We start from the raw sequence: 462 nt of genomic DNA on the forward strand, positions 1-462 counted from the left end.
CGTAGCAATGACGTGGGTGGTGATGGGGCCCAGGCGGGTGTCGCCGGGCTTGATGCTTTCGCTGGCGGCAGTGTCCAGTGCGGCCAGCACGGCGGGCGGCAGCGCAATGCGGTAGCGCTGCAAGATGGCCAGCGCCTGTGCACGGGTGGTCGGGTCGGCCACGGTGGGGCCCGAGGCCACGTCCAGCGGGTCGTCGCCCGGCACATCGGACATCACCAGGTTGACCACGCGGGCAGGGCTGCAGGCCAGGGCCAGCCGCCCGCCCTTGACGGCCGAGAGGTGGCGCCGCACACAGTTCATCTCGCCAATGCTGGCGCCGCTGCGCAGCAGGGCCTGGTTGAGCGCCTGCTTGTCGGCCAGCGTGACCCCCGGCAATGGCAAGGGCAGCAGTGCCGAGCCGCCGCCCGACCACAGGCCAATCACCAGGTCGTCTGCTGTGAGGCCCGCCACTGCGGCCAGCAT

1 protein-coding gene is annotated in these 462 nt (G+C 71.4%); it reads right to left on the minus strand.

What is annotated here, in order from left to right; translation table 11 throughout:
• A partial coding sequence (locus DBR23_RS31920; RefSeq protein ID WP_233250771.1) for a glycerate-2-kinase family protein occupies nt 1-462 on the minus strand: 462 nt, incomplete at both ends.

The sequence above is a fragment of the Acidovorax sp. HMWF018 genome, assembly GCF_003061035.1.
Classification (GTDB): domain Bacteria; phylum Pseudomonadota; class Gammaproteobacteria; order Burkholderiales; family Burkholderiaceae_C; genus Acidovorax; species Acidovorax delafieldii.